Origin of the sequence: Paraburkholderia sp. EG286B (assembly GCF_040965655.1) — a bacterium.
Lineage (GTDB): Bacteria > Pseudomonadota > Gammaproteobacteria > Burkholderiales > Burkholderiaceae > Paraburkholderia.
Window position 1 is genome coordinate 1 of the sequence record NZ_JBFRCF010000023.1, and the last position, 23,560, is coordinate 23,560.

A 23,560-nucleotide genomic window follows, 5' to 3' on the forward strand; every position below is an offset into this window, starting at 1 on the left:
TCGCGCTGGGCAATGCCCTTTGTCGCGCGCTCTTCGAGATCGCGGATATAGCCCCTGACGGCCTTGGGTACGTGCTTGAGATCGGGTGGATTCATGCGCCCCAGGATAGCGGAGCACGGCGCGCCGCCGTTGTTTACGTGCAACGTGTCTTTTGGGCAGACTAGCTCGCGTGCAGGTAGCGACGTACGGGCTGGTGCCGGCGGCCGTCCAGGTCGGCGGCGTGTCTTTGTCCGATCGATGGAGATCCACTTGCGAAGCTGGTTGGCGTTTACGCCGGCCTTGAGCGCAAGCCCGGCCACTGAGGCGCCGGGCTCCTGGCACGCCGCGATCAGCTTGCGCTTGCTATCGCGGTCGTACCGGTTCTTGCCGTCGGCCGATTTGCCGATTACCCGCAGGGGCAGGAAGTCAAAGTCAGTTTGTGGGTCAGTCATGATCTGCGTCCGCAGTGTGTAAGTTGCGGACGCAATCTTGATCCCTGTTACCCGCAGGTTCCAGATGAGCCGAAATTACCGCTTACGAGCGTTCTGCAAACCGTTGGCGAGGGCTTCGAAGCTCTCGCCGCCCTCAACCACGCAGGCATACTCCCAGCGCGAGAATGCCAGCACGAAGTGATACAGCCGGTGCTCGAACGGAGCGCCGCCGATCGTCACGCACAACTTGCTCATATCGGTGAAGTCAGACAGCCCGCGCACGCCGGGCCGATGCTCCTGGGGGAAGAATATCTCCTGGCTGGGACCTTCGAGCGCCCGCCATTGAGAAATGCGTCGTTCCAGCGTGCGACGCATGCTGTCGGGATAGCAGCCCGGGTGATCATCCTGCAGCTTGCGCAGGATCGTGATGCCCATCAGATGGGGAGCGTTACGCAGCAACGGCACGACCTCGCTGTCCCAGACATCGGCGAACGGATCGGGACGGGTGCGCCAGGAGCGCTGCGGCTTCTGGGATGGCAACGTCGCGTCACGCTCAATGCGGCGTCCGCTGCGCACGCTTATTCCTGCCTTCGCGGCCGCGAGTTCCTGCGGATGGTGTTTGCGCTTGTTCATGTAGAGGCGAACCTGTTGGTCGGTGATGCGGGTTCCAGACATGTGCTGACCGCTTCTTCTTTAAGAATCGATCAGCCATCCTATTGCCCCGCCGACGCGGCGCCGCCGGTGGTTCGTCGTCTCCGGCGGCCAAAACAAACGTCAACGACCGGCCAACATAATTTATATGAACGCCCCCGATGCGCCAGTTTTTCTTGCGTGTTGATTCGACAGGATGGGTTGCAGCTATATATGCGGCCTCGTTGCAGCCTCATACGCTGCGGGCCCCGATGAAATCCGCTGACTCGCCCCTCATTTGTCGCACGAGCTGAACACTTGAATTATGTTTCAGGTTCAGCGAGTCACGGTCCGACCAGTCTTGTCATCACGCTCGATTGCCAACGCAACCTTTCGACGTCATTCCTCCAAGCTTTACTCTATTGCTCGATCTATCAAGCTGACTCTGCTGTTGCATGAGCTGGATCGTACTGCCTGTCATGCGCGAGGATTGCCCAGATTGTTCGGGCCATCTTGTTCGCCAGCGCTACGGTGACCACGTTTGACGGACGTCGCTTCTGCAATTCCTCAGCCCACGGACCCACGTGCTTCCCGTGATAGAGCACACTTCGCGCGCCATGGATCAGCAGTGTACGTACGTATGTGTCGCCGCGCCGGCTGATACCCAGTAGCTGGATTTTCCCGCCCGTGCCAATCTGTTTGGGGACCAGGCCGAGCCACGCGGCAAATTCCCGCCCTGACCTGAACGCCTTCGCGTCGCCCATGGTGGCAACGGTGGCCGTTGCTGTCAGCAGCCCCACACCGGGAATCGCGGCAATTGCCTTGCAAGCTCTGTCTTCCTTCATCCAGGCCTGCAGGCGCCGTTCGATATCAGCGATCTGCCTGTCGAGCCGCTCAAGATCGCTCCATAGCTCGCGTAGTGAATCGATCAGCATCGCCGGCAGTCTCTCGGACAGCCTTGCCAGCACGCCGGGAATCGCCTTGTCCAGCGCAGCACGACTCTTTGCCATCACCTCGCCGTATTCTGTGAGCAAGCCTCGCAGGCTGTTCATCTGCATGGTGCGAAACTTGATTCGCTGTTGCCGCAACCGGTGCAGCGCCAGCACGGCCTGCTGGGCCTCTGTCTTCACGGCGACGGGCTTGCTGGGCATCTGCGTGGCCATCCAGATCGCACGAGCGTCAGCGGGATCACTCTTGTTGCCGATATTGAACGCCTTGACGAACTTCGCTGGCATCAGCTTGACCTGATGGCCCATTTCCGTCAGTCGCCTGGCCCAGTGTTGCGAACCGCCACAGGCCTCCATGCCGATCAGGCAGGGCTCGCGATTCGCAAAATGCTCAAGGAACGCGGCCCGCTTCACTTGCTTGTTCACAATCTCACCCGTGCTGGCGTCCACCCAGTGAAGCTGGAAGACGTTCTTCGCGATGTCCACCCCGACCGTCGTATACTTCATTTGGACCCTCCGGTTTGCCTGTGAAGACCTCGATGATCTTCCATCTGGGCACTTTGATGCCGTCGGCCCGCGAGGGTCCGCCTCCTCTCAGCGTCTCCCACCAGGTAGGTGGGGGCGTTCATTCCATTTGTCGCCCCCCACAGGGGGCGGATCATCCCGTACGAGCGTTGAAGGGCCAGTAATGGGCGTGGAGCAAAGGGGATGACTCAGCTCAAGGAAGGTTGTCGCCAACCGGGAAACCGGGAAGAGCTTTGGATCTTCCGCGTCGCTTTGCCATCGCGAGGTGGCATGGGAATGGCTGGGACGAGCCGTGTAAATGGAGACGTTTACGCACGGTTCTGTGGGCGGCTGGTGGTGAAATTCCACCGGTCGACCCGGCTGCTGAATGAGCCGAGAGGCTCACGTTCGGATGTGCGAGAGACTCGGGGTGCAACTCCCCGGGTCTACTCACCTCCCAATGCATTCTTATCCCAACGAACACGAAACCGGCACTTCTGGCCGAATTAACGCCCGCCGCGATCATCTGATTGTTGGCAGTCACGGCTTCAAAGTCGATTGATGTGCCCGCCCCCAGTGGGCATGACGTGTCTTCGAATGTCACTGTGCCATCGAGCACTTTTTTCCCCGAAGCGCGGGGCTTCAATGATCCGCTGAACGTACACGACCCGCTTGCCCCGGTGAAACTGCCATCGCCGGCAACTGTCATGGTCGTAGGGGCGGCACTTCCCGCCACTGTTGCCGCCCACGTTCCGGCGACTTCGGACACGGATGGCGACGTATCGTAGGCGGAATTGTACGTTGCGTCGAATTTCTGAGTCTGAGTGGCTTCCTTTACCACAGCGATGAGCTTCTGTTTGGCCGCGACCATACCCTTAATCTTGGCCGGCACCGCTGACGCCCCAACGGCGAGGTTCAAGTCGATTGCCGAATGGTCGGAGATTGAGGGGCCGTCGACCGCGAACGTTCCCTCGATCATTCCTTCGACTGAATTGTTGAATGAGTACGCAGCAAAGTACTGCCCTGTCTCCAGCACAAGCATTGCGATCGTGCGGCCACTGCTCGACTTGCCTAGCCAGAAGCCTTGTGGATCTGCATCGGACGTTCCTTGTGGATCTGCAACGGACGTTACATCGCTGCCATCACCACCACCGCATGCAGTCAGGAACGATGCAGCGACAATGCATATAGCTTTTTTCGCATTCATTTTGATCATGACTGATATCCCGGAATTAAATTCAGTGTTACCGTCCCAGGTCAGCGGGTGGAATCGTGCAGTTAGAAGGGTTCCCTTGCGTGACCAGACTTGTTTCAGGCCAACATGGCAACGCGCTCGTGTGGTATCTGCCTGCCTTCATACCAACCTGACGACAGTGTCGTGCATCAGGCTTTCCGCTCAGACATCCTTGTTCCTGCCGAGCAAGGCTGCCTATTCAGGATCCTCTATCAGCTTTGCGTTGACCTGCTGCATCTTGTCGAGGCTGTCCGTATAGATCAATCACACCGATTTCCACGCGCGGCGGATGCGGACGCAACGCGATCATGCCGGTGAGCCGGCCGCTTGCGCGGTCTTCCAGAACTCAGCGGATCAGCGTGCCGTTTAGCCAGCCTTGCGCGGACTCCTCGATGAACGCGAGCGTTTCGTCGATCTGCGTATGACACCTGAAATGGAGGTGGCGCGTGGTCGGCGTTGTCAAGGGCGGTCGAGTAAGATGGCCATATGACCAAGAACAAATCGCTTTATCATGGCCATCGGTTTCCTTGAGTTGGTACATCGCATTCGCAAAGGCCAATTCGGCCTCGCAAAGCTCGGCCTCAAAGATACCACTGCGCCCGCAGTCTGGGAGGCCGTCCTGTCTGCTTGATGAGGTATCCTCTAGATAACAACAATCTCGTACAGACCGCCTATTTGCACCAGAGCCATGCCAGGTAACTATGGCACACACAAATCGGCCTCGATCAAAGCCTGGTTCGCTCGACACGTCAACTCGAAGACGCGATCCGTCAATACCTGGACATCTACAACGCCTATCCACAACCGTTTTCCTGGAGCAAGTCGGCTGATGAAATTCTGGCCAGTCTCGAACGGTTTTGTATGCGGGTTCGGACGGCCGCGGGCGAAGCATCGTGAACATCAACACCGACGCAATTGATGAAGTCGCCCTGGCACTTCTCTACCTGACCCTGCATGATCGATACCGCGCATGGAAGGGTTTCGACTGGGATGTGCTGAACCGACTCTACGAACGGGGTTTCATCGAAGACCCGGCCAACAGGACGAAGTCTTTGATCTTTACCGAAGAAGGACTGCGCGAGTCCGAGCGGCTCTTTAATCAGCATTTCGTCACTCCAGAAAGACCGGGAATCAGCGGGCGGCGCGCTCCATCCCCGCGGCTTCCGATGCGGCAAGCTGACTTTCGCCGTCCATAGCCTTTTGTAGAAGCTGACGGCTGTTTTGCGACACATCCAGCGCCATCTGGCATAGCTGGAATAGCTGCGACATCTGATCGTTGTGCGACTGGAAATCCTGAGGCGACATTTGCGGCGGACCTTCCGGCATGCCGGAAGGCGAATGTGCGGGAGGCGGCTGACGGCTGGCGGACCGCGCACGCCGCGACGGTCCACCCGCCGTCAGGCCGTCGAGCACGCCAGAGTTCTGACTTGCCGTGGGCGCGCCGGAGGGCCGCCGGAGCGGGGATTGTGGCTCGTGCTCGGCGGCGTCGGTGTCAATAGGTGCAGCAGGGCCAATATGATAGTAACCAGGAAGTGTCATGTGCGTTCCTTAAAGCGTGGACGGTCCAGCGTGCAAGCGGCGCGCCCCCGGATTTTGAAAACAGTGAAGCCCGGTCTGACGACGCTAGCATGCGCCACGGGCGCAACGCCCGAAAATGCGAAGATGTTTCGTCACGAGCGAAGAAGAACACACGCTTCCCAGTTCCATCGAACGATTCGCGTTGGCGTTTAAGGGTTTAAGCAGCCGTCCTCGTGCTTCGCACGTGGCGCGCCGCCTTCGCGTCCGGCACGTGCGCATTTTTACGGATGCCTATGATCATCCCTGTGGTCGGTGCTTCTTCACCGGCCCCGGTCAACGCAGCAAACAGCCAACCAACGCAACTTTTCTCATCGGAGGCTCCTATGGCAATGGGCGTTCAAATAGGCGCAATGGCGGCAATGGAAGCCCAGATGGAAGCGCAGCAAATGGCAGCGATGCACTTCCAGATGGTCGAGCAGAAGTGCAACTTCGAGAACGGCATCACGAACGCCGAAGCGCAGTTCTCCAACGGGCTGTCGGACTCGCTCAAGTCAGCGGCAAAGTAACCGACTGATTGCTACGCCGCGCGCCGGCCGCCTGTTGCGGGGCAGCGTGCGGGTCCCCTGTCAGCGTCCTCGATCTCACGCCGCTGGCCGGGCTCCGGCATCCAGCGGTGCTGGCCGGGTTGCATTGGTACCGGCTTCGCTTTCAAGTCTTGTGCTCGCGGATGATACCGGACGTGCAACGAAATTGGACGATGCACTGTCGTCTGGAGAAGTGCCATGTCGGTCATGGTTGATTCCGGTCGAACACGGCGGACGGCCGCAGCGCTGGCGATGGCGATGGCGACGACATCAGGCCGTACGGCGTTGTCACGTAGCGTGTTAGGCACTTACGGCCAAACCTGGTAACCTGGCGGGATGAGCAAACGCCGCCCCTACCCGACGGATGTATCGGACAAAAAATGGCACTTCACTGCGCCGTATCTGACTTTGATGCGCAAAGACGCGCCGTAGCGTCGATACGAATTGCGCGAGATTTTCAACGCGCTTCGCTGGATCGTGCGTGCAGGTGCGCCATGGCGTCTGTTGCCCAACGACTTTCCGCCATGGGAGATGGTCTACCAGCAAACACAACGTTGGATTCAGGCGGGTTGCTTCGAGGCCATGGTCAGCGACCTGCGCTCGATCGTACGGGTCGTTCAAGGCCGCAAGGGGCAGCCCAGCGCAGTGGTTCTCGATGGCCGCACGCTGCAGTCGACGTGCGAGAGCGGGCCGCGAGCCGACTATGACGGTTATAAGCGCAAACAACGTAGCAAAGTCCATATGGCCGTCGATACCCTGGGGCAGTTGCTTGCTGTGCATGTGACGCCCGCCAATGAACAGGAGAGTGCACAGGTCGGCGAACTTGCGCGTCAGGTTCAGCAGGCCACGGGCCAGACGGTTAAGCTCGCGTTTGCCGATCAGGGATATACCGGCGAGGGCCCCCACAAGCCGCGTTTGAAGAGGGAATTGAGATTTCGGCCTTCGCGGCCGGATAGCTGCGCAACTGATCGATGACAATCCTTCGTGGCGCGTTGGCACAGGCGGCCAGCACGCGGTTGAAGAAGCGCTTTGCTGCGGCCTTATCGCGATGTTTCTGCAGCAGGATGTCGAGTTCGGCGCCGTGCTGGTCGACTGCCCGCCAGAGCAGATAAGGTTCACCGCGCAACGTAACGAAGACTTCGTCCAGATGCCATATGCGCCCAGGCTTGCGGCGGGCAGCTTTGACGCGATCTGCGAAGCCCGCGCCGAATTTGAAATACCACCGAACCGCGAGACTAAGGATTGCTGCCGGGAACCGGTGGCCGCGATAAAGCGATTTCTTTTCTTCATCGTGACACCTTACGTGACTACCTCGCCAACGTGACAGTGCCACAGGAGGTTTCCATGGAGTTAAAGCCGTTCGATACCATGAGCGCGTACGGCCTGATTGCCAGGCCGCTCACGCCAGACGACTGTCCGACACTCTTCGAACAGATGTTCAGCGACAACGAAACCATGCTCGATCTCGTGATCCCGAGGCATACTGACGCCTGGGCCACGCACGCATACATCACGGAATCCATGACGGGCTGGCAATACAGCTTGCGATACCGCTACGGCCTGTTCGGCGAGGACGACGGCGCGCTGACGGCTATCGTGGAACTCACGCCCCGGTTGCCGCAAGTCGAACTCGGCGTGATGATCAGCCGACAAGGCGGCAGCCGCAAGCGTCGCAAATTCATCCTTGCCCTGCGCGTCATTCTCGACTGGCTGATTACGCAGCCCGGGGTGTATCGGGTGTTCGCATGCTGTGCGGTGGACGGCCGCGCGCACAGCAGCATGGAGCGGCTCGGTTTTTGCCGCGAGGGGACGATGATCAATTACGAAGCACGTCCGAACCGCGGACTTGTTGCAGGCGACAGTTATTTGTACGCCATGACGCGGCCCGTGGCGCAGGGTGGCGGACCGGGAGAGGCGCGCGCCCGCGGCATGTGCGACCACCACAACATGCCGAACGCGCCGTCGAACCGGGCGGGCACTTCGCCGAGCCGATAAGCGTTCGCGCGCTCAAAACGGACGTGATCTTCTTGTGCAAGCTGCCGCCGGGCACGCCCGAGCGACGCTGCGTCGTAATCCACAGCATATAGCGAGCGCGCCGCCCCCGAGATTGCGCGGGTCCAGTAGCCAGTGCCGCACGCAATTTCGAGCACATCCAGGCCACTTAGCGCGTTGACCAGATGCTGCTTGAGCGGCGCCAGGCCGGCTTCGACCAGCACGGTGCCATACCCCACGGAGGCGTCGTATCCCGGGGCGCGGGCCTCATAGTACCGGGCATGTTCCTTTGCGTTCGACATGAGAGCGCCGTCGGCTCTAGAGGATACCTCATCAAGCAGACAGGACGGCCTCCCAGACTGCGGGCGCAGTGGTATCTTTGAGGCCGAGCTTTGCGAGGCCGAATTGGCCCTTGCGAATGCGATGTACCAGCTCAATACCAGAGAGCGTGATCGCTGCGTTCCTGAAACGTTTGAAGCCGAGCATGACTTTCGTTCGGGACTTGATGTTGCGGTGGTCCTGCTCGACCAGATTATTGAGATATTTCGAGGATCGGATCTTCGTGTCCTCAGGCAGCGAGCCATCGGCCTTCATCTCGCGCACGACGCGGTGCGAGGCCGCATAGCCGTCAAGCGTGATGCTCTTCGGTGGCTGGTCCTGATGTCTGATGGCCTTCCTGAAAAAGGCTTTTGCCGCCTCCACGGGTTCTGTCGCGGTAAGGCGATTTGGGCGAACGATAACGATATGATGAGGATTACTTACATCGCCAGCGAGTAGAATTGCCGGGCGGCCGATGGTCTGAGTTTGCCTGCGCCTTCCATCTGCCCCGTGGCGATCATATGCATGAGTTCAATGCCGCTCAACAAGATGCGGGCACAACGAAATTCCTTGAATCCCAAGATGGGTCAGGTACGGCGCTTGATCGCCCGATGGTCTTGTTCCACGATATTGTTGAGATACTTGGCCTGGCGGATCTTGATGGGCGTCTCACGCTCGGTGTTCACGGCGCGCAGCCCGGCCAGATTGGCACCACTCTTGTCGTTGGTTACCGTTTCGGGCGCGCCATTCTGATCGATGGCCTTCTCGAATTACCGTCGGGCCGCCTCTTTGACCCGCTTCGCTCGCAGCAGGAAGTCAACCGTGTTGCCGGCCTTGTCGACGGCGCGGGAGAGAACTTCCATGCACCCCGGACCTTCACATAGGTTTCGTCCATCCGCCAGCTCTTGCCGACCGGGCGCTTGCAGCGGCGGAACGCCTTTTCAAGCATCGGCAGAAGCTTGATAGGGGGCGAACAAGGTAAGCACTTATGCCCTGCAGCGCATAAGAGACCGTTTCAAAAAGACTGCTCGGCACGTCTGAAGATGTTCCAGCAGACGAGCGAGCAACCAAGTTTAAGGAATGCCTCGTGAATGTCGGCTCGACGCTCAAAGCGAATGCGAAGACGACGAAAATTGTGCAGCCATGCGTGAGTCCGCTCGACCACCCAGCGGAATTTGCCGAGTCCGCTACCGTGTTCCGTACGGCGCCTGGCGATCACCGGTTCGATACCGCGCGCACGAAGCCGCTCACGATGCGGCTCGGAGTCGTAGCCGCGATCTGCGTAGATGACCTTGGGCTTGCGAAGCGGTCGGCCGCGTACGCCGCGAATGGGCGGGATCGCGTCAATGAGCGGCAGCAACTGGGTAACGTCGTTACGATTCGCGCCAGTCAGGATTGCACTGATGGGCACGCCGTTGGCGTCGACGAGGATGTGATGCTTCGAACCTGGTCGCGAGCGATCGGTGGGGTTCGGGCCAGTTTTTCGCCCGCCCCAACGGCTCGCACCGAGGATGAATCGACCGCTGCCCGTGAGAAATCGAGTTCGCCGGCCTCGCGTAACTTGGCGAGCAGCAACTCGTGCAACGCGCTCCACACGCCGGCCTTTTGCCAGTCGCGCAAACGCCTCCAGCAGGTCGGCCCCGATCCGAATCCCAGCTTGGTTGAAAGGTCGCACCAGCGTATTCCGGTCTTGAATACGAACAGGATCAGCGCAGCCCGGTCTGAAATCGGAAGCCGCCCCGGGTATTTCTTGCGACGCGGCTTCGGCGGCGGTAGCAAAGGTTCGATCAATGCCCACAGTTCGTCATCAATGATCGGTGCGCCCATCCCCTTGGTTCCAGTTGTTCAGACGACCAAGGTTAACAGCTTGCCGAAAAGGTTAACAGCCCCCTTGGGGTCTTTTTGAAATGGTCTCTAAGTGCTTTTAGACACAGTTCCTGGTTATCAGCGGTTCTTCGATGTCGGTAGCCGAAGACGCCCAATCAGCAACGAGCAGCGGCGCGCAGTGCCGGAAGCGACTTCGCATAAAAGAGCAAGCTTTACCGATCGGCCATCGTGGCCGGTTGGAGAAGCTGATGTCAACATTACACTGTGCTGTCAGGCCGCGAAGGACCGCCACGTCGCCACGGCTCGTCGAATTACCCGCCGAACTTGATCGCTGGGTCAATGAGTTCGATGGCCACCTGTCGCAAGTCGCCGGTCTCGCGACGGCCACGCGTCGTCAATACTGCTTTTTCGTTCGCAGATTTCTTGCCCAATATCGCGACGTGGTTGTTCCGGAACGATGCGTATTGCGCGCGGAATGGCTCACGGATTTCGCTCGCCAGGAGGCTACCCGGCTTCACGGCCACAGTCGGAATAAGCCGGGAACATCTCTTCGGTCATGGCTTCGGTATCTCGTATTTTATGGGGTAATGGACGCTGGGATGGAGGCCGCGATCCCCTCAATGCCCCAATGGCGGTATGCGTCGCTTCCCGTTCGGCTGACTGCCGACGAAACCGAACGTGTGATCAATGCGTCGCGGGACGGCGGTTCTCACGAGTTGCGCAACCGAGCTATCCTGCTGCTACTGGCGAGGTTGGGATTGCGTGCCTGCGAAGCCAGGCATCTGACGCTCGATGACATCGACTGGGACGACGGTTCTGTACGCATCGCACCGGGGAAGAATCACCGCGAGCGGCGAGTACCGCTGCCGCACGACGTCGGTGACGCATTGTTAGTCTACCTGCGTGATGAACGACCGGCCTGTTCCTGCCGTGAGGTGTTCCTGAGCACGAGGAAACCCTACGGGCCGATTCGCGATTCGTCGCTGGTATCGGGCACCGTTCGGCAGGCAATGAAGCGTTGCGGGATCAATAGCATACCCGCAGCGGCGCATGCCCTTCGCCACTCCGCAGCTACGCGGATGGTCTGTCGGGGTGCGAGTTTCAAGGACGTCGCCGATGTGCTCATGCATCAATCAAGACCACCGGGATTTACGCAAAGCTCGACGTCGCAGCGCTTGCCCACGTGGCCTTGCCGTGGCCGGGAGTGACATCATGAACGGGCATCTTGAACTGCGTGACCATCTCGCTGCTTACCTGGCCGTCCGGGAAGCCCTGGGATTCAAGGATGCCGCGCGAACGAGGATGCTGAACAATTTCGTCGAATATGTGACCGGAGTAAACGGCAGATGGCCGATTGATGCTCGACTTGCGCTTGACTGGGCATGTGGTCCATCATCCGTCCGCAGCCCCGGCGGGCAGGCTTGCCGCCTCTCAACGGCTAGACGGTTTCTCTGCTATCTGAAGGCCAGCATTCCCGAGACACAGATCCCCGATAGTGGGCTGCTCGCTCGACCGCGGCGGCGACGGCCCTATATCTTTACGCAGGAAGAGATCGTTCGAATCCTGGATGCCGCTTCGGCGATGCGGCCACAGCGTACGCTGCGCCCCCACGTCTACGCATCGATGATTGGCCTGTTGGCCAGTACGGGCATGCGCGCGGGCGAAGTCATCCGATTGAGGATCGACGACGTTCTGCTGGAAGCTGATCCGCCATGTGTAACGATCCTCGAGACCAAGTTTCGCAAGTCGAGAATAGTAGTACTCCATCCGACCACTGCGGAGAAATTACGAACCTACGCACTGCTGCGAGGAAAGCTCGGCTATGCCGGACTGTCTGACCTGTTCTTCATGTCCGAAATCGGAACGGCGATCAACTACGGCTTCTTCGCAACCTGGTTTGCCCGCACTACACGCCAGCTCGGCATGGCGCCATCTTCAGGCGCCCGACCACCAACGCTGCACAGCCTGAGACACACGTTTGCCGTTGAGCGGTTGACGCGATGGTGCCAGGACGGCGCGCCAATCCGGGAATGGCTTCCGAACTTGTCCGTGTATCTCGGACACGTTAGCCCAGAGGAAACATATTGGTACCTGACGGCCACGCCAGCGTTGTTGGCGACCGCCTTATCGACGTTTGAACGGTCTGCAATCCGTGGAGAAAGGCAATGAAGCCTACCCAGTTGATCGGCCCGTTGCTGGAGGGTTTTTTCCTCGAACATCTGCTGGCGCATAAGCGGGTGAGTCCACGAACGATATCGAGTTATCGCGATACACTCCATTTGCTACTACTGTTTGTGCGGGACAGAACGCACACGGAACCTTCGTCATTACGTATCGACGCGCTGGATGTGTCGATCATTCTGTCGTTTCTCGATCACCTCGAAACCGAACGCCACAATTGTGCGCGCTCACGCAATACCAGGCTTGCAGCGATTCACAGTTTCTTCCGATGGGTAGCGCTATGCGATCCACTGTCGGTCGGCCTCGCGACTCGGGTGCTCGCGATACCGTGCAAACGGACCGACCGATTGCTGATCCACTCACTGAGCCGCGATGAAATCGACGCCATTCTCGCTGCACCCGACCTTTCGCAATGGCGTGGGCGACGCGACTATGCACTGCTGCTCACGTTGTACAACACTGGCGCGCGCGTATCCGAAATCACCGCGCTCCAAATCGAACAGATTCAGTTCGGCAGCACCACGCTGATTAATCTGATGGGGAAAGGTCGAAAGGAACGCAGCGTCCCGATACCTACGGAGAGCGCGAAAATGCTGAAAACCTGGTTTCGGGAATTGGAGAGCCTGCGCACCACCGTGGCATTTCCCAGTAGTCGTGGCCGGACACTCTCGCGCAACGGAGTCGACTACATCCTGCAACAGGCCGTCGACCGAGCCCACACGCACTGCCCAAGCTTGATTGGCAAGCGGGTTTCACCACATGTTATTCGGCATTCGACTGCCACTCACCTGTTGGAGGATGGTCACACGATCGAGTTCGTCTCCCTTTGGCTAGGGCACGAAAGCTCCCAAACGACCCACCTCTACACTGACATCGATCTTGTAGCCAAAGAACACGCGCTTGGAAAACTAGCACCGACGCATGCCGCGTCATTCCGGTTCAAGCCCGCGGATAGCGTGCTCGCCTTCTTGAAACAGCTCTAATTATTCACAGTACCACCGGCATCTACCGCGAGCCGTCCGCCGAAGTAATGTTGGTGCGTTTTGCGAAGTAAAGTTGGCGCTTTCATGGGGCGGATTGACGGCCACGTAGCCTCGGTCGCTAACGCTCGGGCATGCCAAACGCCTGATCGAACTGCCTCGCCCGTTTGACCTCATCGCCGTGCAGGTAGGTTAAATGTACTGCAGCACATTTGATCTATCTGCACGGGAACGACAGGCAGCGCGCACGACAGGTGAGTGTCGCGTTTGGGCGTGCGACGCAGCGACTATAGTGCTGTCAGCTAACGCCTAGGCCGAAGACCACCGATGAATAAGAAAAAACGCCACTGGCGCAAAGCCAGTGGCGTTTTTCACTGCCTCGACCCACCGCCGTCAGGAACCACCGAGGCGGCGGCGAGCGGGCAGTCCTTACACGGCGGCAATCGCCTGGCGGGCGGAAGCGAGCGCCTCGCTCGCTGCGTCCGGGCCCATCGCCAGGCCTTCAGCGTGGATGAAGCTCACATCGGTCATGCCGAGGAAGCCGAGGAACGACTTCAGGTACGGCGTCTGACTGTCGTGCGGGGTGCCGTGATACTTGCCGCCGCGCGCCGTGACAACGTACACCTTCTTGCCCGTCACGAGGCCTTCGGGGCCGTTTGCGGTGTACTGGAACGTGATGCCGGCTCGCGCGATGAAGTCGAAGTACGTCTTCAGTTGCGACGAGATGCCGAAGTTGTACATCGGCGCGCCGATCACGATAACGTCCGCGGCCTGCAATTCTGCGATGAGCGCTTCACTGCGCGCGGCGATGGCCTGCTGCTCCGGCGTGCGCTGCTCGGCCGGCGTGAAGAACGCGCCAAGAATGGCGTCGTCGAGGTGCGGTAGCGGCTCGGCCTGCAGGTTGCGCGTGACGACTTGCGCACGCGGATTCGCCTGTTGCAGCTTCTCCGTCAGTTCGTTGACGAGGAGCGTCGACTGGGCGCCTTGCGAGCGAGCGGCGGAATTGATTTGCAGGATCGTGGTCATCGTGGTCTCAGGCTTCAGTTGGGGCGCACAGTGTGGTGCGAGTGAGCCCATTCTCCGGGGTAATCAGGACTGGATAAATCCATCCGGGCGCGATGAATTGTTGCACCAGCGGGACAATCGTCCGTGCTCAGCCGCGCTAAGGCGGCGTATTGGTGACAGTCAGGTCTACAGTGAGCTCTCTCGCAGGACAAAAATGGTTCTCAACGGATTACAGGGAAACGCAGCAGAGGCGGCCGAGTTCGGCCAAGAAGCGTCACTCGCCCGACAGTCGTTCGGACGTTCATACGCCCGCTCCGCCCACCAAACGGTCGTTCGAACGGCGAAGCGTCCAACCCTTCGGTTATCGCGTCGACGCAGGATTAGTAGATCTCGCCCAAGCCAGCAATTCTGAAGGCAAGTTGCACGACAGGGGTCAGCCCGTAGAGATGCCGGTCGCCCCGCCGGGAAAGTTTGACCACGCGGCCAGAATAGCCTGACCGACCATCGGTTTGTCTGCCGCATACCCGCGCCAGCACATCAGACAATGGTCCATGCCTCTTCAGCTCCTTCACGGCAGCCTCAAGTTCAATCACACAAGGAAGCTCAGACTTGACTATCCGTTTTGCAAGTTTTGCGTCAATCGGATGCGCGTACTCAGCAAGGTAGGCTCCCATGATGGCCAAAGCCGTCTTAAATCCAGTTATCAGGTCGGTGTTCCAGGTATATTTTCGGTAGGCGCTCTCGAAGCGTTCCGCGGCCCTTGTGAACCGGACGTAGCTAAGGTCATACGCCACATCCGCCGCCTGCTTCGCTGCGCTCTGACTCCGACGTGCCGCCTTCTCCGCCTGCGGATTCAGCGTTTCTGTTTCCTGACGCTGGCGCGCCGACTCCTCCGCTTGCCGTTTGCGCAATGCTTCCTCGCGCTCTTCGGCGGCCATCGCCTCCTCTGCAGCCAGTTTGCGGTCGTACTTGGTGCGCGCCTCTTCATCACCCAAAACGGCCCACGCATCATTAAGGATCTGCATGATGCGCTTCGCATCCGGAGAATTGTTTTTGTCAGGGTGATACTGCTGGCTGAGTGCGCGATATGCGGCCTTGATTACGGCCAGCGGCGCATTGCGCGCTACCTTCAGATTGTCGTAATGAGTGTGCATTTTGTTCTCGTCGGTCCCCGGTTCGCCAACGTCGCGGCGATTACGCGCTTTCTGGACGACAGGCCATAGCCCGCGTCAACCCGGACTCCCCGGCCAGTTGCAGGCCGGGTTTTCTGTTTTGTTTGGGCGACGCCGCCCAACGGCTATTGCGTAAACGTACTGAACACATCGGAGACCGCGACAAAGGACTCCACCGGGTACTGAACGGTGTAGCCGCCCCGATACTCGATGACAATGACGGATCCGCAGGCAGCCCAGCAGCCGTCCCTTGAACTCAGCCCGTCTGCAGCATCTTCCCAGAAATAATGCCCGCCGCGGCAAGCCCCAACCTGGTCGGTCAGCTTAAGACTGGGTTCGTTTCCAACGTGCCGGTAGGCGATCTCACCCACTTCGCCGCTCTCCTGTGCTGATTGTGGTGCCGGCGTGGGAGGGCTTAGCAGCGGTGGCAGGGCTCGTTGTATCGGTTGAGCCGGCACAACCGGAGCTGGTGCGCGCGGTGCTACCTTCTTTTCAGGAAAGACTAGGTTTGGCGTGACGTCGGGCTGCGTGGGGACTGTAGGTGCTGGCGCAACAACTTCCGACGCCGGAGCGGGTATGTTTTGGGGCATCTGCACGATTGCGGGTTCGGAGGGCTGTCCCGCATCCAGAGAAGAGGGCGAGGTGCCCGTCTCGATTGCCCATGCCGCGGGGTCATCCTGCAACAATGCGAGATTGTGTGGGATAACCGCCGCCACGTAGCAGATGCCGATTACGGTTGCAACACGCGCGAAGTAGCCCCATTGGCGCCATTCAACGTTAAACGCACAGCGCCAAGTCGTAACGCCAATAAAAACTGTTACGGATACGCCTCCGAGCAGGTAAGCGAACACTGCGTCGCCATGCACTCCACCTGGCGCCGCCCGGTACAACCCGAAGACGACCGTCCTTACCCAGACATACAAGGCGAACGCGGGGCCGTATCCCCACAACCACCAGACCTTCCACAGGCGCTCTTCACCGCGCCACGCTCTCTGGATTGCGTTCATACAGATTCTCCCCCGTCGTCCCCCGACAGAACCGTAGTCCATCGCGCGAGTGGGGTCCGTGCGGCGGCGAACGCAGGATTTGCACCGATTTTTTTAGTTGAGAAGTCACTTTGTTCCCGCATGGTTTTAAGTGACTGCGCGCAGCTGGCTTCCTTCTACAGGGTTCCTTTTGGAGACTTGCACGAAGCGGCTGATGGATGCGCGCGTGATGCACGAAGAGTCGCTTGCCCCGATTGCTGTGCTGATACGCTTCAATGCGCTCGCCGATGGACTTGCCGAAGCGAACCGCCTGCAGCATGGCCTGTCAGATTAGGCGTTCACGAGCAGTGCGCGAACCTTGCGTTTTACGCAGTGCTTCGTCCCGCGAATGTCTGCTGTACTCCGAGACGCGCCGCACAGGCCGCAAGATGGTGACTGGCTGAAACGGGTCCAGCTTGTGTGAAAACGCATGCTGATCGCCTAAACTGAAGTAACGCGTTCAGATCGGGCGGCCACATGAAGCGATTCGTTGAAGGCGAAGACCGTAAGCAGGCTGTCCTGCTGCCCGAGTATCTCGAAGACTATGTCTCCGAGGATAATCCGGTACGCGTAGTCGACGTCTTCGTCGATGAGCTTGATCTCCATGATCTCGGCTTCGACGGAACCGCGCCCGCAGCAACGGGGCGGCCCTCGTATCATCCATCTGTATTGCTAAAGATTTATATCTACGGCTATCTGAATCGCATTCAGTCCAGTCGGCGTCTGGAGCGTGAAACTCAACGCAATATTGAGCTTATGTGGCTCACGGGCCGCCTTTCGCCGGACTTCAAGACTATCGCCGACTTCCGGCGCAACAACGGCAAGGCAATCCGCAATGTCTGCAGCCAGTTCATCGTGCTATGCCGTAATCTGGACCTCTTCTCAAAGTCGATAGTGGCGATCGACGGCAGCAAGTTCAAGGCCGTCAATAATCGGGATCGCAACTTTACGAGCGCGAAGGTCAAGGCGCGCCTGCAGCAGATCGATGAGAGCATCGCGCGATATCTTTGCGCGATGGAAACAGCAGACCGGACTCAATCCGATGTTGCCGAGGCGAAGACGAGTCGGATCAGCGACAAGATCAGCAAGCTCAGGCAGCAGATGCAGGACCTCAGGGCGATGGAGCAGCGATTGCGCGAGTCACCAGATGGACAGGTCTCCCTCACCGATCCAGACGCGCGCTCAATGGCTACCAGCGGTCGGGGAACGGGAATGGTTGGCTATAACGTTCAGACCGCAGTTGATGACACGCATCATCTGATCGTCGCACACGAGGTCACCAACGTTGGCAACGATCGCGGCCAGCTGACGAACATGGCCGGCCAGGCACGGGCGGCTACCGGCATCAAGGATCTGACTGTTGTCGCCGACAGGGGCTACTTCAAGAGCGAAGAAGTCCTGCAATGTCATGAAGCGGGTATTACGACCTTCGTTCCTAAACCGTTGACTTCGGGCAAGAACGCTGACGGCTATTTCGGCAAGCAGGATTTTATCTACATCGCCAAGGATAACGAGTATCTTTGCCCGGCCCAGCAGCGGCTCAACTGGCGTTTCACGAACATCGAGCATGGCATGACGCTGCATTGCTATTCGAGCTCGGCCTGTTCTACCTGCACCATCAGAAAACAATGCACATCAGGCAAGCAGGCTCGCCGGATAAAGCGCTGGGAACATGAGGCCGTCGTCGAAGCGATGCAGCAACGGCTCGACCAGAAGCCGGAAATGATGCGGGTGCGCCGTCAGACCGTCGAACACCCGTTTGGCACGCTGAAATTCTGGATGGGCGCGGCGCACTTCCTTATGAAAACACGCGCGCATGTCAGCACCGAGATGAGCCTTCATGTCCTCGCATACAACCTCAGGCGCGTCATGGCGATCCTCGGCACGGAGGCGATGATGCAAAAGATGCGAGCCTGAGGATGGGCTCGCACCAGGGCGGTCACGCCGGCGCGCATTACGGCGCCTGGGTACCCCTTCCTCTCACAAAGAGCTCAAAGAGCCCATAACTGTTACACGGGCCAAATTGGGCCGTTGACGCCTTCGGCTGATCGCGTGAATTCGTCATTGCGTCCGCCTCGCGTTTTTACACGACCTGGGTCGCGAAGCGCCTCTCGCTTCGCGCCCCACCGCTCCAAAAGCCGACGCAAGCGGCTGCAGACGTGCATGAATGGCGAAGCCCTATCGCTAACGGAAGACGCGCCACCGGCCGCCAGATCGGCCCACCGCTCCGAAGTTCTCTCCATAAGTCGATACGCGATGTAGCCTATGAAGATAAGTCTTCTTATCATAATGTACATATTTTTCCGTCAAACCACGGGGCCGCAAGAATCGTCTGATGCAGTCCCCCGCCCCCGGCTTCCCCCGAACCCGCCCGCTTGCCCGATGCCGGTGAACGCTCCCTGCTGCGCGCGGGGTATGCGGGCATGCGCAGTCCGATCGTCCCCGGGGAAATGCTGCTCGACCTCCGCAATTTTCCTCACCGATCACCGCCTGGTGAGCAACCGAACGATTTTCTGCACGCTGCGTTCTTGCTGCTCGAGTGCCCGATCGAGCGTACGTGCGCCATAGCTCTCGTTGTCACCTCGGGCTGCCATTCCGGCGACGCGCGTCACGAAAAGCGCGGGCTCTCGGGTCCTCGCGTCGACCACGCCGCGGAAGCGCGTCGTGACCGTCACGCCGGACTCTTCGACCAGCGTACGGCGAAAGATCAATTCGTTCCCGGCCATCCAGCGCGCCCACTCGCTACGGTCGAACACCTCGACAGCCCTGTTCTTCGCATCGAGGACGTAGAAGCGTTCGCAGTGAGGCGGAGCGGGATTTCATTCAGTTTCCCACCAATGCCTTAAAGATAGGCCATTGCCCTGCCGAGCAAATGGCCGTGTTGGGCTCGCAGCCTCTCCTCGCCGACGTGATCGGCAAGGTTCCCGCTGGCTCAGGTCCCGCAATCTCCCGCTTAAGACGTCGGCTCGGCAGAGCCGGGCATTCGTGGAAAATCATGCCAAAGGGGATTTTTCGAGAGCTCCAGCTCGCAAAGGAACAACTGAACGTCATTGGTTTCGAGCTAGCCTCCGAACAGTCAGTCGAATGTCGTATGATCAACGTCGACTTCCAATTGCCCCAGATTGCCTAGCCACATGAACGAAGAAGCCCACCTGATTCCCCTGATCGCCGAAAGGCTGCGCGTCATCGGCGCGGTCGAACTCCAAGAACTTGCAGAGGATATGGCCTTGATCAAGTTCCCGGAGCGCTTTCGTAGAGGAACGTTTGAACGGTATGGGAAGAACATCTACAACCAGACCACAAAAGGCTGGCCCGATGCCTACGTGCTGGCAGACGGCAAGTATGACGCGGTGGAGGCAACCCGCGACCTTGACTGGAAGAAGCATCTTCGCGACGACTTGAAAAAGGCAAGCGAACCGGGTGGTCGCCGCCTCTCCGGCTTCTTCTTCGTCGGCGGATGCTCGAAGCCAGAGCAGAAGGAAGATGTTTCCGGTTGGATCGCCCCGTGGTAGCCGGCGTGGTTCCTTCAAATCCTAAGGAGGCCAGTTCGAGTTCGTCTACGAATGCATCGACGATCCTGATCGGATTGTCTTCAGCGATGAAGTCATCGAGACATTCTGGAAGCAGCGTTGACTGATTGCGGTCTGAACCCTCGACGAATCGCCCCATCTTTGCCTCGCATACCAACGGGTTGATTCAGTCTAGGCGACCAGAACGTAGGTAACCAGGGCGTTTTTACACAACCTCGGCCACGAACAGCCGTTCGAGACAACGAATCCAGTGACCGCTTTGTGATGTATTGCAGCCTCGTCTCTGCGCCTGCCGCCCGAGGCCGACTCACGTGGGGGAAGAGGATCTGAGGATCGCGGCAGCAGTCCGATCGAATACCGCGCTATATCCTCGAGCCTGCCTCACACTTCGTGGTCATGCGCGAGTATGTCTTGCGCCTTTACGAGCACATAGCCGGGTCGTCGCATTGCTTTTGTTGCATCGCGTTCAGAGCCCGCCTTATGGCTCACGATGAGCGAGATTACCGGAAGCAAGCCCCCAATTGTTGCCGCAACTTGGTGCGTCGCCGCGCCGTACGCAGACAGCCCGAAACTCAACAGGCCAAAGGTTCCCTTCCAGAATCGCGCCGATGATCGGCGAACGTCCGTGAGTTCATTTCGAACTTCGACGGTCTGTTGGCGAAGATCCTCGACTATCGAGTTGGATGACGAGCCATCTTCGCGCACCGGCACGGATAGTTGCTTTGCGAGCATCTCGCGGAACGCAGGCAGCGCAGAGGACGCCTCCTCGCGCAGCTGAACGATCTGCGTTGCATCGAGACTGCTGACCCACGGAACGTTCACATTGCGTCGTTCGTCGAGCAACCGCAACTCCGCGCTGCTCCGAGCGATGCCTTCTTTGTACGCAAGCCCAGCTAGGCCGATCGAAGAATTCGAGAAGACTGCGCCAGAGCCCACCATCGCATCCCGGCCCGTCCACAAGGCAGACCTTATCGCCCTATGGACTGCGTGGTATGCGAGATCTTCAAGCTTCGGCGCATCGGAGTTGCCGCCTTCGCGCGGCATGACTCGAAGATACAACGGTGGGTCATACAGATTCCCGGTGCGGAACGACAGCCCTCCGGCAACGTGTGGCTCCAGAGAGAACTCCTGCGAATGCTCAGACAAGATCGTTTCGGAAATCCGATCGACCTCCGTCTCGAAGTGCTCTAAGCAACCAGAGCAGGCGGCTACCCAAGGGCTGCGGAATTTTATGATCCCGGCTGACATCAATGGGTAGAGCTCTAGCAGCACCAGCGTGTCGGCCAATACGGCCTCAAGCTTCCGGTTAGTCACGCGCCCGAAGTCGATGAATTTTTCCGAAATGAAGTCGGTCAACCAGATCGTATCCGCGAGCAAGCCAATGCTGCGCGTGAGCCGCCTGGCTGCCTCTTGCCTGCAGGAAAGCGCGCGACATGACTGATTCTCGTTGAAGAGGTCAAGCCCGCCATCGAGATAGATCTCAAGGCTACCAGGTACCGCAGGCTCGCGCGAATAGCCTGCCGCAGAAACCGCGTATGCCGCAGACTGTTTCTTGAGGTCGGGGAGTACTTCCCGTAGTCGTCCGCGAGCTTCGGTCCAACTTTTGCTTTTGGCAAAGACTTCCTTGACGAGCAGGGGTATAGCGAACGGTATGTGCTTGTTTGACTCCAGCATTGCGCCTCCGAGCGTGCACGCAGATTCTATTTACTATCTCGTGTATGTGCCAGAGCCTCGACATACAGGCACCAGTACATAGGAGTTTTGGCCGATACCCGCCCGGCCAAACTGACGGCCCGAGCGGCCGTTGTGCCTTGGAAGCGGCCCTTGGTTGAGGCCGGGTCGAACGTCTTTAGCGGGTCGATTTGACCCATTCGCTTTTTCATCGAACGGAGGAGCTCCAATCCGCGCGCTCGTTGATCTACGACCTTGCAGGCATTCTGCAAACCTCCAGCGGTGTAGTCTCGCTACTTTTGACACTACAGGTCAACTGTCCGCGGGAGGGGCCCGAATATCCAGCGAACGTCGCCTGCGTCCAACCGAGGGGCGCGGCATGGGCGCTGACCCGGCTGGCAAGGCGGACGCAGTTTCCCCTGCTGCCCCACCGCCCTCCTGACTGGTCTCCAGCACCGTCTCTTCGCTGTTTTCCGCTGGCGTTACGCACAGTCGTTGCTCCGGCCGCGATCGTTTTCCGCGGTCAATGGGCCAACAACCTCTTCAATCCACAGAATGACATCGGAGCCTGTACCCCGAGCGCCATCACCTAAGTCGTGATCCAAGCTGATTTCCTCGACGATTCCAGATTCGAGCAGTCGGATCGCTTCATCAGGCCATTAGACGCGGAGCCAGCCCTTGGGTGTCGGGCGCTCATCGTCAAGAAACACCTTCATGTGTGATTTCCTATGCGTCGCAGCGCAGCGCCCGCGCTACCTCTCGAATTCGCTTCGCCGCGTCTCGCGACGTGTCAGAAACGAGTGTCCAGTCGTGATGCCACCAGCTTATAACTTCGGCGGCCTCGCCTACGGTGCGGGCCGAGACCACATCGCGAACTTCGTCTGCAACTTCATCCCACCAGTTGGCACCTTCGCCGTCGCTCGCGGTCGGGTCGATCGCTTGTCGATAGATTGCCTTTGCCGCATCAAGAGAGATATTCATCGTTTTTCGATCACGCTTCAGTCCTGGCCCGGAGCATCGAATCGTAGAGGCCGATTCCGGGCGTGACAGACAGTTTGACCCGCCAGCAGAAAATGAACGACTTCTCATCGATCAAATCCCACGTCACGGCTACCACCGCAACGGCGACGGTCAAGAAAAGATACTTTGCCTTCGCTCCCGCGTCCCCGCGTTTGCCTATTCCGCAAAGACTTCCTGCAAGGTTCGAAGGGTGTCCGACAACGTTTTATCTGCAACTGAGCCTTCCTTCTTGACCAGTCGCACCTTGTCGATCGCACGAATCTGATCCAGAAGGATCAAGCCGTGCTTGCGCTTGAATGTCACCGGAATCCGAAAAGGGGCAGCCATCCCTTTCGAGGTCATTGGAGCAACGAGGACCGTCCGCAGATGGTCGTGCATTTCGGGAGGCGAGACCACGACACAGGGCCGCGTTTTCTGGATTTCGCTACCCATCGTCGGATCTAGCGCGACCAGCCAAACGTCTCCGCGCACTACCATGCAAGCCCCTCGTCGTCGACGTTGGAGAATTCGCCCATCACCAACTCGTCATCACCGCCCTCCGCGAGCGCCTTGCTCGCTTCCGCCCATCCTTCACGGGGCTTGTGTCGAGGGCGTCGCAGCACAATTGCGTCGTTTTCGACTTCCATTTCCACTTCGTTCTCCAATCCCAACTGCGCGAGGACGGGCTTTGGAATCAGCACGCCTTGCGAGTTACCCATTCTGCGAATCGTCGTTTTCATAGGCCCTCCGTAAGTACAATGTTATGCCGCTATGCGTGGCACGTCAACACAAAGTTATTACGCGCGAGACCGCGTGTCACCACCTGCCCTTTCGCACCCCCGCCGGCCCCTCGAGGAACACCAGCACGCTCCCGTGATTGCTTTGGCCCATGAGCGAACCGGGCCCCTTAAATGTGCAGCAGCCTGTTGCTAAAAGGCGGCCGCGATGAAACCCGTTGCTCACCGGCACTATCGCTGATGCCTGTTACAGGGCAGCGCAGTCACCGAAAGGTGCTTGCCAGGTTAGAAGTAGT

Annotated in this window: 21 protein-coding genes and 10 pseudogenes; 10 read left to right on the forward strand and 21 right to left on the reverse strand. The window is 59.0% G+C overall.

Annotated features, from left to right (window positions below):
- From AB4Y42_RS34900 to AB4Y42_RS34915, 4 genes and pseudogenes are all read right to left on the reverse strand, one after another.
- On the reverse strand, positions 1 to 431 hold a 431-nt coding region (locus tag AB4Y42_RS34900; RefSeq protein ID WP_368696723.1), incomplete at its 3' end, for a transposase.
- A gap of 87 nt (positions 432 to 518) precedes the next feature.
- Positions 519 to 1,085: pseudogene (locus tag AB4Y42_RS34905) on the reverse strand (IS21 family transposase); the annotation flags it as partial.
- A 389-nt stretch (positions 1,086 to 1,474) separates the two neighbouring features.
- Positions 1,475 to 2,494: an IS110 family transposase gene (locus AB4Y42_RS34910; protein WP_368692930.1), complete on the reverse strand. Its 1,020-nt coding sequence runs from the start codon at positions 2,492 to 2,494 to the stop codon at positions 1,475 to 1,477.
- A gap of 211 nt (positions 2,495 to 2,705) precedes the next feature.
- On the reverse strand, positions 2,706 to 3,707 hold the full coding sequence (locus tag AB4Y42_RS34915; protein WP_368696724.1) for a hypothetical protein: 1,002 nt from the start codon (positions 3,705 to 3,707) through the stop codon (positions 2,706 to 2,708).
- 756 nt (positions 3,708 to 4,463) lie between these two features.
- On the opposite strand from AB4Y42_RS34915, the pseudogene AB4Y42_RS34920 reads away from it, so the two are divergent.
- From AB4Y42_RS34920 to AB4Y42_RS34935, 4 genes and pseudogenes are all read left to right on the forward strand, one after another.
- Positions 4,464 to 4,622 (forward strand): annotated as a pseudogene (locus AB4Y42_RS34920) (IS630 family transposase); the annotation flags it as partial.
- Positions 4,619 to 4,837: pseudogene (locus AB4Y42_RS34925) on the forward strand (DUF6429 family protein); the annotation flags it as partial. The pseudogenes AB4Y42_RS34920 and AB4Y42_RS34925, both read left to right, overlap by 4 nt.
- 699 nt (positions 4,838 to 5,536) lie before the next feature.
- Positions 5,537 to 5,809: a hypothetical protein gene (locus AB4Y42_RS34930; protein WP_368692932.1), complete on the forward strand. Its 273-nt coding sequence runs from the start codon at positions 5,537 to 5,539 to the stop codon at positions 5,807 to 5,809.
- A 354-nt stretch (positions 5,810 to 6,163) separates the two neighbouring features.
- Positions 6,164 to 6,724: pseudogene (locus AB4Y42_RS34935) on the forward strand (IS5 family transposase); the annotation flags it as partial.
- A gap of 34 nt (positions 6,725 to 6,758) precedes the next feature.
- Here AB4Y42_RS34935 and AB4Y42_RS34940 read toward each other — a convergent pair.
- Positions 6,759 to 7,154 (reverse strand): annotated as a pseudogene (locus AB4Y42_RS34940) (DDE-type integrase/transposase/recombinase); the annotation flags it as partial.
- On the opposite strand from AB4Y42_RS34940, the gene AB4Y42_RS34945 reads away from it, so the two are divergent.
- Positions 7,070 to 7,822: a GNAT family N-acetyltransferase gene (locus AB4Y42_RS34945; RefSeq protein ID WP_368692933.1), complete on the forward strand. Its 753-nt coding sequence runs from the start codon at positions 7,070 to 7,072 to the stop codon at positions 7,820 to 7,822. The pseudogene AB4Y42_RS34940 and the gene AB4Y42_RS34945 overlap by 85 nt on opposite strands.
- On the opposite strand, the pseudogene AB4Y42_RS34950 reads toward AB4Y42_RS34945, so the two are convergent.
- The 6 genes and pseudogenes from AB4Y42_RS34950 to AB4Y42_RS34975 form a co-directional block, all read right to left on the reverse strand.
- Positions 7,810 to 8,121, reverse strand: a pseudogene (locus AB4Y42_RS34950) (class I SAM-dependent methyltransferase); the annotation flags it as partial. The gene AB4Y42_RS34945 and the pseudogene AB4Y42_RS34950 overlap by 13 nt on opposite strands.
- Before the next feature lie 31 nt (positions 8,122 to 8,152).
- Positions 8,153 to 8,521, reverse strand: a pseudogene (locus AB4Y42_RS34955) (DDE-type integrase/transposase/recombinase); the annotation flags it as partial.
- 56 nt (positions 8,522 to 8,577) lie between these two features.
- A pseudogene (locus AB4Y42_RS34960) lies at positions 8,578 to 9,101 on the reverse strand (IS6 family transposase); the annotation flags it as partial.
- A gap of 51 nt (positions 9,102 to 9,152) precedes the next feature.
- Positions 9,153 to 9,812 (reverse strand): IS5 family transposase, encoded by a 660-nt coding sequence (locus AB4Y42_RS34965; RefSeq protein ID WP_368692934.1) that lies wholly within the window; start codon positions 9,810 to 9,812, stop codon positions 9,153 to 9,155.
- A pseudogene (locus AB4Y42_RS34970) lies at positions 9,776 to 9,964 on the reverse strand (transposase); the annotation flags it as partial. The pseudogene AB4Y42_RS34970 and the gene AB4Y42_RS34965, both read right to left, overlap by 37 nt.
- 311 nt (positions 9,965 to 10,275) lie before the next feature.
- Positions 10,276 to 10,482, reverse strand: a complete 207-nt coding sequence (locus AB4Y42_RS34975; RefSeq protein ID WP_266233561.1) for a hypothetical protein — start codon at positions 10,480 to 10,482, stop codon at positions 10,276 to 10,278.
- Positions 10,483 to 10,563: 81 nt separating this feature from the next.
- Here AB4Y42_RS34975 and AB4Y42_RS34980 point away from each other — a divergent pair, with 81 nt between their 5' ends.
- From AB4Y42_RS34980 to AB4Y42_RS34990, 3 genes are read left to right on the forward strand one after another with little or no spacing between them, the layout of a single operon-like run.
- Positions 10,564 to 11,172: a tyrosine-type recombinase/integrase gene (locus AB4Y42_RS34980; protein WP_368696725.1), complete on the forward strand. Its 609-nt coding sequence runs from the start codon at positions 10,564 to 10,566 to the stop codon at positions 11,170 to 11,172.
- Between the two features lie 4 nt (positions 11,173 to 11,176).
- Positions 11,177 to 12,133 carry a tyrosine-type recombinase/integrase gene (locus tag AB4Y42_RS34985; protein ID WP_368696726.1) on the forward strand — a complete coding sequence of 319 codons (957 nt, stop codon included), beginning with the start codon at positions 11,177 to 11,179 and terminating at the stop codon, positions 12,131 to 12,133.
- Complete coding sequence (locus AB4Y42_RS34990) at positions 12,130 to 13,128, forward strand: tyrosine-type recombinase/integrase (protein WP_368692823.1); 999 nt, start codon at positions 12,130 to 12,132, stop codon at positions 13,126 to 13,128. The genes AB4Y42_RS34985 and AB4Y42_RS34990 overlap by 4 nt, the downstream gene beginning before the upstream one ends.
- 426 nt (positions 13,129 to 13,554) lie before the next feature.
- Here AB4Y42_RS34990 and AB4Y42_RS34995 read toward each other — a convergent pair whose 3' ends face one another.
- The 3 genes from AB4Y42_RS34995 to AB4Y42_RS35005 all read right to left on the reverse strand — a co-directional run bounded on the left by AB4Y42_RS34995 (position 13,555) and on the right by AB4Y42_RS35005 (position 16,309).
- Positions 13,555 to 14,151 carry an FMN-dependent NADH-azoreductase gene (locus AB4Y42_RS34995; RefSeq protein ID WP_368692824.1) on the reverse strand — a complete coding sequence of 199 codons (597 nt, stop codon included), beginning with the start codon at positions 14,149 to 14,151 and terminating at the stop codon, positions 13,555 to 13,557.
- 359 nt (positions 14,152 to 14,510) lie between these two features.
- The gene (locus tag AB4Y42_RS35000) at positions 14,511 to 15,284 is read right to left on the reverse strand and encodes a J domain-containing protein (RefSeq protein ID WP_368692825.1); all 774 of its coding nucleotides are present in this window, start codon (positions 15,282 to 15,284) and stop codon (positions 14,511 to 14,513) included.
- A 143-nt stretch (positions 15,285 to 15,427) separates the two neighbouring features.
- Positions 15,428 to 16,309 (reverse strand): hypothetical protein, encoded by an 882-nt coding sequence (locus AB4Y42_RS35005; protein ID WP_368692826.1) that lies wholly within the window; start codon positions 16,307 to 16,309, stop codon positions 15,428 to 15,430.
- A gap of 495 nt (positions 16,310 to 16,804) precedes the next feature.
- Here AB4Y42_RS35005 and AB4Y42_RS35010 point away from each other — a divergent pair, with 495 nt between their 5' ends.
- The gene (locus tag AB4Y42_RS35010; RefSeq protein ID WP_368692827.1) at positions 16,805 to 18,244 is read left to right on the forward strand and encodes an IS1182 family transposase; all 1,440 of its coding nucleotides are present in this window, start codon (positions 16,805 to 16,807) and stop codon (positions 18,242 to 18,244) included.
- 566 nt (positions 18,245 to 18,810) lie between these two features.
- On the opposite strand, the gene AB4Y42_RS35015 is transcribed toward AB4Y42_RS35010, so the two are convergent.
- Positions 18,811 to 19,083 (reverse strand): hypothetical protein, encoded by a 273-nt coding sequence (locus AB4Y42_RS35015; RefSeq protein WP_368696727.1) that lies wholly within the window; start codon positions 19,081 to 19,083, stop codon positions 18,811 to 18,813.
- A 378-nt stretch (positions 19,084 to 19,461) separates the two neighbouring features.
- Between AB4Y42_RS35015 and AB4Y42_RS35020 the strand changes: the two genes are divergently transcribed.
- Positions 19,462 to 19,839 carry a hypothetical protein gene (locus tag AB4Y42_RS35020; RefSeq protein ID WP_368696774.1) on the forward strand — a complete coding sequence of 126 codons (378 nt, stop codon included), beginning with the start codon at positions 19,462 to 19,464 and terminating at the stop codon, positions 19,837 to 19,839.
- Here AB4Y42_RS35020 and AB4Y42_RS35025 read toward each other — a convergent pair.
- The 6 genes and pseudogenes from AB4Y42_RS35025 to AB4Y42_RS35050 all read right to left on the reverse strand — a co-directional run.
- Positions 19,826 to 19,996: pseudogene (locus AB4Y42_RS35025) on the reverse strand (IS5/IS1182 family transposase); the annotation flags it as partial. The gene AB4Y42_RS35020 and the pseudogene AB4Y42_RS35025 overlap by 14 nt on opposite strands.
- Positions 19,997 to 20,238: 242 nt before the next feature.
- On the reverse strand, positions 20,239 to 21,531 hold the full coding sequence (locus AB4Y42_RS35030) for a hypothetical protein (RefSeq protein ID WP_368696728.1): 1,293 nt from the start codon (positions 21,529 to 21,531) through the stop codon (positions 20,239 to 20,241).
- Positions 21,532 to 22,010: 479 nt separating this feature from the next.
- Positions 22,011 to 22,133, reverse strand: coding sequence for a hypothetical protein (locus AB4Y42_RS35035; RefSeq protein ID WP_368696729.1), 123 nt, complete (start codon positions 22,131 to 22,133; stop codon positions 22,011 to 22,013).
- Between the two features lie 121 nt (positions 22,134 to 22,254).
- Positions 22,255 to 22,509: a hypothetical protein gene (locus AB4Y42_RS35040; protein WP_368696730.1), complete on the reverse strand. Its 255-nt coding sequence runs from the start codon at positions 22,507 to 22,509 to the stop codon at positions 22,255 to 22,257.
- 195 nt (positions 22,510 to 22,704) lie between these two features.
- Positions 22,705 to 23,025: a type II toxin-antitoxin system PemK/MazF family toxin gene (locus tag AB4Y42_RS35045; protein WP_368696731.1), complete on the reverse strand. Its 321-nt coding sequence runs from the start codon at positions 23,023 to 23,025 to the stop codon at positions 22,705 to 22,707.
- The gene (locus AB4Y42_RS35050) at positions 23,019 to 23,267 is read right to left on the reverse strand and encodes an AbrB/MazE/SpoVT family DNA-binding domain-containing protein (RefSeq protein WP_368696732.1); all 249 of its coding nucleotides are present in this window, start codon (positions 23,265 to 23,267) and stop codon (positions 23,019 to 23,021) included. Before AB4Y42_RS35050 ends, AB4Y42_RS35045 begins: the two co-directional genes overlap by 7 nt.
- Positions 23,268 to 23,560: the final 293 nt, after the last annotated feature.